The sequence below is a fragment of the Psychrobacter sp. 1044 genome (genome assembly GCF_904846525.1).
In the GTDB taxonomy this organism is placed as follows: domain Bacteria; phylum Pseudomonadota; class Gammaproteobacteria; order Pseudomonadales; family Moraxellaceae; genus Psychrobacter.
Genome location: NZ_CAJHAZ010000036.1, coordinates 1 through 7811, shown reverse-complemented (window position 1 = coordinate 7811; position 7811 = coordinate 1). Strand labels below are relative to the sequence as shown.

At 42.7% G+C, this 7811-nt stretch carries 5 protein-coding genes and 4 tRNA genes; all 9 read right to left on the bottom strand.

Annotation, left to right across the window (positions count from 1 at the left end; translation table 11 throughout):
* Positions 1–579: 579 nt before the first annotated feature.
* A tRNA-Thr gene (locus tag JMX82_RS13865) sits at positions 580–654 on the bottom strand.
* A 119-nt stretch (positions 655–773) separates the two neighbouring features.
* Positions 774–847: transfer RNA gene (locus tag JMX82_RS13860), tRNA-Gly, on the bottom strand.
* An 84-nt stretch (positions 848–931) separates the two neighbouring features.
* Positions 932–1015: transfer RNA gene (locus tag JMX82_RS13855), tRNA-Tyr, on the bottom strand.
* A 67-nt stretch (positions 1016–1082) separates the two neighbouring features.
* A tRNA-Thr gene (locus JMX82_RS13850) sits at positions 1083–1158 on the bottom strand.
* A gap of 182 nt (positions 1159–1340) precedes the next feature.
* Complete coding sequence (gene trpE, locus JMX82_RS13845; protein WP_201540964.1) at positions 1341–2837, bottom strand: anthranilate synthase component I; 1497 nt, start codon at positions 2835–2837, stop codon at positions 1341–1343.
* 203 nt (positions 2838–3040) lie between these two features.
* Complete coding sequence (locus JMX82_RS13840; protein WP_201540963.1) at positions 3041–4207, bottom strand: FHA domain-containing protein; 1167 nt, start codon at positions 4205–4207, stop codon at positions 3041–3043.
* Between the two features lie 123 nt (positions 4208–4330).
* A complete protein-coding gene (locus JMX82_RS13835; RefSeq protein ID WP_201540962.1) occupies positions 4331–5185 on the bottom strand; it encodes an RsiV family protein in 855 nt (284 codons plus the stop codon).
* A 213-nt stretch (positions 5186–5398) separates the two neighbouring features.
* Positions 5399–6994 carry a peptide chain release factor 3 gene (locus JMX82_RS13830; RefSeq protein ID WP_045453786.1) on the bottom strand — a complete coding sequence of 532 codons (1596 nt, stop codon included), beginning with the start codon at positions 6992–6994 and terminating at the stop codon, positions 5399–5401.
* Positions 6995–7182: 188 nt separating this feature from the next.
* Positions 7183–7698, bottom strand: a complete 516-nt coding sequence (locus JMX82_RS13825; RefSeq protein ID WP_201540961.1) for a hypothetical protein — start codon at positions 7696–7698, stop codon at positions 7183–7185.
* Between the last annotated feature and the right edge of the window lie 113 nt (positions 7699–7811).

The window sequence follows — 7811 nt, the reverse complement described above, 5'->3', positions numbered from 1 at the left end:
CCGATTGTACCGACGTTGACGTGTGGCTTTACGCGTTCAAACTTGGCCTTTGCCATGGGTATTTCCTCTTTTTTTGGTGAATCTTTATCAATCAAAGATCGGTGAATAGCTGTTTGACGGCTCATGATGCATACAGAACCATCAAACCGTTGACGCTATGGCTTATCTACTAAAACTGTTTGATCACTTTACGACTGTATATATGTGCTCAGATCATGCATTTCAATGCTGCACACATAAGTTTAAGCATTATACGTATTTTTTAATCTAGTGAACATTGCAAGATATTATACATTATCGCTGTTGCACTACTTTATCTTAGTGTAAATCATTAATAATATTGGAGCCTGACGAACCTAGATACTTTTATCTTAAACAATTTTATCTTAGATACTTTTATATAATTACTCATGTATTGATAACTTAATAAATTGACAGCACTAAAAGGCAACACCTCAGTGTCACCCTTAAATATTATTTGCTACACTGTAATTTATAATTTTCAATATTCTGTAATTTCGATATCGACACGAACTGCTTAAAGATGGCAAAGCAAACACAAGAGGTTTAAACAATAAATGGAGCTCATATTGAGAATTGAACTCAAGACCTCTCCCTTACCAAGGGAGTGCTCTACCGCTGAGCTATATGAGCATGTTTTTAATAACCACAAAAGACAACTTATGGATTTACTAAAAAAAATATCACGATACAGCAATACTAAAACTGACTGTCGTGATGATTTATTGGTAATCTTTGCGATGTTGTATATATGGAGCGGGTGGCGGGAATCGAACCCGCGTCATTAGCTTGGAAGGCTAAGGTGTTACCATTATACCACACCCGCAATTACTCTTATTCAAGAAGACTCTAATCGAGAGTCATTAAGTATAAAGAGTATGCTTGGCGCTATGACAAACTTAAAAAAATATGGTGGTGGGAGAAGGATTCGAACCTTCGAAGCTTTCGCGACAGATTTACAGTCTGTTGGGTTTGACCGCTCCCCAATCCCACCTTAGGTTGCTTTAAACAAAAATGACTTTAGTTTAAGACAGATTCATAAAAAGCTACTTTAAGAGAGATGGTGCCGACTGCCGGGATCGAACTGGCGACCTACTGATTACAAGTCAGTTGCTCTACCAACTGAGCTAAGTCGGCTTGTTCTCTTAAAGTGGTGGCTATTCTATCAAATTTTTTGAAAGACGCAAGCCCTTTTTCATATTTTTTATGATTATTTTAATAAAAATATATAAATAGTTGATTATGTTACTATTTTTTTCAAATAAAAATAAGCTGTTTTTTGACGCTGACGGCATACTGTGTTTTTATGACTGGAGTCCCTAGCGAATCCGTAAACCATTACACGCCATTTTTACCGCTTTGACCAACGCCAATGCTTTTTTGTTGGTCTCTTCCCACTCTGCTTCTGGAATAGAATCAGCAACAACCCCAGCGCCCGCTTGGATATGAATTTTACCACGGCGCATCACAGCAGTACGAATAGCAATGGCGGTATCCATGTTGCCATGCCAGCCTAGATAACCCACTGCGCCACCAAATACCGTTCGGCGGACTGGCTCTATCTCGTCAATGATTTGCATGGCGCGTATTTTGGGCGCACCTGATAGCGTACCAGCGGGGAACGTCGCACAAAAAACATCCAACGCATCCTTATTGGGCAATATCGTCCCTTCAACATTAGAAGCAATGTGCATCACTTGCGAATAACGCTCGACAAACATCTTTTCGGTGACTTTGACACTGCCATATTCACAAACGCGGCCAATATCATTACGACCCAAATCGATAAGCATCAAGTGCTCGGCGATCTCTTTTTTATCACTCAGCAGCTCTTCTTCAAGCGCTAAATCTTCCGCCTCATTTTTTCCACGTCTACGAGTACCCGCCAATGGTCGTACCGTCACTTTGCCATTTTCGATACGTGATAATATCTCAGGGGATGCTCCAATAATGTCGAAACGCTTGTGATCATCGAGGGTATAACCATGCACCAGAAACAGATAAGGCGATGGATTTAAGAATCGTAGGGCACGATAAACTGCTAATGAGTCGCCAGTATAATCGGCTGTCAAACGCTGCGCAGGAACGACTTGCATGACATCGCCTGCTAAAATGTAATCCTTTATTTTATTGACATCATGACAATATTTCTGCGCGCCTGTTTGTGAGGTAAATGTCGGCGTCGGCATTACGGGTGCGCTCAGACTTGGCATTTCTGCCAGTTTTTCTTCAATTTTTTCTAGCTCGCGGATGGCATTGCTATAGCCATCTTCAGTGTGACAATCAGCATAAACGATGATAGATAACGTATTTTCTAAACTGTCAAAAACAATCACGCTCATTGACAGCATCAGCCACATATCCGGCATTGTCATCGGATTGGGGGCGTCTGACAAACCCACGCTTGGCTCGATAACCCTCACCATGTCATAGCCAAAGTAACCTACTAAGCCGCCGCTAAAGCTCGGTAGCGTTGCAATATCCTCGACTGTTGGCATCTTATATTGCGCCATTAGCTGACGGATATAGTCAAACGGGTCAGCGACTGCATCGACATCGGTATGGTCATTTTTTTTGACGGTCATATTACCATCGGCATACTGCAAAATGAGATCACTACCTAAACCAATCATCGAATATCGTGCCCAACGCTCCCCGCCTACGACAGACTCAAATAAATATGCAGAGCCGCTTAAATCACGTACTTTAGAAAATACAGATACTGGTGTCTGTGCGTCCATCAGACGTTTTTTTATCAGTGGAGCATGACTAAAGCCACGGTCTTTAAAAGCTTGATATTCTTCAAAGTTCATCATAATAATGCTCTCTTAACAAAACATTGGCAAAAGATAAAACAGCAGACTGTTAAATAAAATATAGCGTCAACACTCTATTGAATGTTGACGCTATCAAAGTGACATATTCGTGAGGGTTACTGGACTATTAGCCGATAGTAGCTAACAATTATACCAAAGCCCGATTGGATTAGAGTATCTCAAACGCACTGGTCAGTACTTGGTTACGCACCGCCCATGTTAAATAACCATAATGCTAACGCAATAATAATGATGGCAATAAACACCCAAATAAACCAACCACCGCTTGGTTTTTTCTCTGCCTGTCCTGCATTGGCTGAATTACTGATAGCCTGATCCATCGCATTATTACCTTCTGTCCCAACATCACGAGATTGACCTAGATTGGCAGTGCCAGAAAATTGTGCGGTTGCCGCCTGCTTAGCTCGTAGAATATCGGGATCTGCTTCTTCTTGTAGAGCAGTTTTAGTCGTTTTGTCATGCTCTGATTCAACTGCTGGCTTTTCATGTACAGCTGACTGCTCTACTAATAACGTATCATGAGCAGGTGCTGTCGGTGCCGCCTCTGTCGCTGTGACGGCTTCTGGCTGACTTACAGCAGGTTGTGCATCTGCTACAGTTGCAGCAGCGACTGGTGCCGCGTCAGTTGTGTCGGACACGGTATTATCTATAGCCGTCAAAACTTCATCGACGCCAGTTTGCTTAACAATCGGCTCCTGAATCGGCTCCTGTAAGACTGGTTCAACCGTTTCATTAATACTGGTCTCAGTTACCCCTACTGAGTCTGCTACTCTATCCAAGGCGCTATCAACAGGTACTGTCTTCACATCAGCTGTCACAGGCAGAATAGCTTCGATGCTCGTTTGCTTAACAATCGGCTTTTTTACTACTGATTCATGAATAACAGGTTCACTCACCGTCAAGTCTTCGACAGCCTGTGTTTCGGCAGTCGTTTCAGCAACCACTGTCTCAGTCTCAGTCACTGAATCCTCTACTGCTACGGGCGCTAATACGTCAGTATCTGTAGCAGCAAGTGGCGCGTTCACCTGAAAGCTGAAACTGGCAAATCCAATGGTATCATCTACTTGTAAAAGGCTCGATGTATTACCGTCGATACGCTGCTCGTTGATAAATGTACCGTTCGATGAGTCTAAATCTTTGACATACAATCGACCATCTAAGACGCTTAACACCGCATGATTACGCGATACTTGCTTGCTACCAAGTACCACGTCGTTGTCGCTGCCACGACCAACAGACAGGCTGTCATTGACCGTCAACGTTAGGTCACCAAGCGCTTCTGTTAAGGCATTAAGTTGCCAAGTCTCTGTGTCGACTGTCGCCTTCATACTATCTGTATTGTTCGTCATGCGGTAACTCCTTATTCTTTTATTAAATTTCAAATGGTTTTAGATAAATCATTGCCAATTTTTTAAGAGATTTTACGATTTTTTTAATATAAACCGTAATAAGTTATGCAATGACCATCCGAACTATTTAGGTATAAAGTGCGGCTTTATGACACCGTCGAGCTTACTGTACGGGATACTAAGTACTGGCATACCATAAGCATATGGGCCGATAGAATAATGCTGATAACGGATATCGATGCCTTTGTCCGTCAGTGTCACATTGTCACTTAAGGTAAATGGCCAGTTTTTCTCATAACTGCTGACATCGTCGTCAACCGTTTTGACCCACGTTTTATAAGCATCATAAGCAAGCGCTCTAAAACGTGATTCCTTGCCTGATTGAAGCATATCCTCAAGCTTGATTTGTTTTTTGGTGCCAAGGTCAAATATCAAGTATTCGCTATAAGGCATGCCATGAGCGCCACCAGTAAAGACATAAGTGTTGATTTCAAACAGTTCGAAATCACTGACATGACCTAAATACTCAGGCGTTACCATTAGGCTATAAGCCCATGAACTACCCTCTGGCATATCTATAAACTGTGAGCTGGCAAAGTCATCAATGGCGGCTTTCACCATTGTCTGATTGACGTTCGTTTTGATAGGCGCAGATTCAGTCGGTTTACTATTGACGACTAAATTATTAATACGCGCATTGGCGATATCATTGATCCAACCGTGATTGGTCTTCAGATATTTGATGTCAATCTCTGGACAGTTATCGCGCTCAACACACTGTGCTTGCACTTTTTTAGGCAGCTCATATTCTAGATAATCCGTGCTACTGATGAGATTACCTGCATTGGCAGGCATCGCGATGCTACCTAGCAGTAAACTGCCGGCAAGCAGTCTCAGCAGACGACTACGACTTGCTGTCATCGATAAATGCGGATTCATTGTTGGCTGATTGATATCAATTTGATTCGCAGCGTTCATATATCCTCTTTTATAAACATAAGATGTTACTTGATATTCTACCGTAACAATGACGATGTATTGTAGGAACACTGTTTGTGTTTTTAGGGTTTTGCTGTCTCCTGCTAACGAATAGCTACCTACCCTCTCTCTTTTAATGCCTAAATCTAAGCTAATAAAAAAGACACGGCTGGCGTGTCTTAAAAGATAAACTAACTCGTGAAATGATGGATTTTAATGCTCACGAGTATTGCTAAAAGTGACTTCTGGATAGCGATCTTGCATAAGCTGCAAGTTGACCCGTGATGGGGCAAGATACGTTAAATAACCACCGCCATCTAGCGACAACTGGTCATGGGCTTTGCGTTTGAATTTCGCCAATGCCACTTCATCATCACAATGAATCCAGCGTACGGTGGCAATCGATACTGGCTCAAAGATACACTGTACTTTGTACTCTTCTTTGAGACGATGCGCGACCACTTCAAACTGTAGTACACCAACCGCACCCAAGATTAAATCGTTGTTAATCTGCGGCATAAAGACCTGTGTCGCGCCCTCTTCGCTTAGCTGCTGTAGCCCTTTTTGCAAGGCTTTTGATTTGAGCGGATCTTTTAGAATGACGCGGCGGAACAATTCAGGCGCGAAATGCGGAATACCCGTAAAGTTCAGCTCCTCGCCTTCGGTAAAACTGTCACCGATAGAGATAGTGCCATGATTATGCAAACCGATGATATCACCCGGATACGCTTCTTCTAACGCTTCGCGATCACCTGCCAAAAAGGTCAGTGCATCGGCAATGCGTACGTCTTTACCCAAACGTACATGCTTCAGCTTCATGCCTTTTTCATACTTGCCTGAACACACGCGTAAAAATGCAATGCGATCACGATGGCGTGGGTCCATGTTGGCCTGAATTTTAAAGACAAAACCACTAAAATCTGTTTCTGTTGCCGCTACTTCACGCTCATTGGTCGGATGCGACTTGGGTGGCGGTGCATATTTGATCAAGGTATCAAGTACCATGTTTACGCCAAAGTTGCCCAATGCCGTACCGAACAATACTGGCGTCATCTCACCCGCTAAGAACGCCTCAACGCTAAATTCTTCTAACGCCATTTGTACCAGCTCAAGTGACTCTTCGAAAGCATCAAACATCAATTGACCCAAACGCTCACGGATATCTGGATAATCATAGCCCGCGCGGGTCTCAGAGACTGTCATCTTGCCGCCATTACCTTTTTCATAAAGGTAAGTCTTGTTCTCAGTCAGATGGTAGACACCAACGAAATCTTGTCCCATGCCGATAGGCCAAGTTACTGGAATACATTTAATTTTTAACACTGCCTCAATCTCACTAAGCAGCTCAAGCGGCTCACGAATTTGACGATCCAGCTTGTTGACAAATGAGATGATTGGCGTGTCGCGCATTCGGCAGACTTCCATCAGCTTGATGGTTCGCTCTTCGACCCCTTTAGCCCCATCGACCATCATCAACGCGCTATCCACAGCGGTCAAGGTACGATAGGTATCTTCACTAAAATCGGCGTGACCTGGTGTATCCAATAGATTGACCACATGGTCTTGATAAGGAAACTGCATGACAGAAGTGGTGATCGAGATACCACGCTCTTGCTCCATACTCATCCAATCTGATGTCGCATGTCGATCAGTCTTGCGGCCTTTGACCTCGCCTACTACCTGAATTGCCTGACCCCATAATAGTAACTTTTCAGTCATGGTGGTCTTACCTGCATCGGGATGCGAGATAATGGCAAAAGTACGGCGTTTAGCCACTTCTTTGTTTAATTTCTTTGGATCTACGCTCATAATTTTTGGCTTCAACCTTAACTTCAAAAAGGCTGTCTTTTAGACAGTAATCTAACTAAATAGAATAAATAATGAGCGTATTGTAGCGGATTTAGCGTCAAGGTGCAGAATTAGCGCATAAAAAAACACTCCCTAGATAGTTAAATAGAGAGTGTTGGTCAGTTTTTTAACACGATGCGTTTTTAAGATTAATAGTAGCGTTTGATTTGTGCGGCCAAGAAATCTCCTGCGACTTCATTGACTATCGTACAATCCACCACACCGCGAATACTGTTGGTATTCGGATTTATCACACCTTTGGCAACATAATTTGCTTCATAAATAGCATTTTTATCATTCGTGCCATCGTTATATTCGACACCATTGTACTGATAAGCAGGCTGATTTCGGTATTCAAAGAACGTCACTTGTGCCGCTTTTTGCTTATTGCCGATGCCTACACCAAACTCAGAAGTTCTGTAGCCTCTATCATCGCTAAAGCGGTTTTCAGCTGCATCAATCCACTTATCGAGCGATGTATATCCCGTCTTGTTTTTGTCGTTAAAAGCTAAAAACGAGCGTTCGCTCTCAACTACTGGAATATAACAAACAGAGCCTATCGGAAACTCTGCATTAGCCGGAATCTTAGGATAATTATTTAAGTCGGTGAGAATACCGCGACTGTTATTTATGTTGGTACCAGCGCTATAACTGTTTGCCTGCAAGCCTGATAAGTTAAGCGTCTTATAATTGGTTTCGTAGTCTAGGGCGTGTCCCTAATTCAGTTTGCAATGAATCATAGTACAAGCTAGATACAGCATAGACTTATAATTACGAG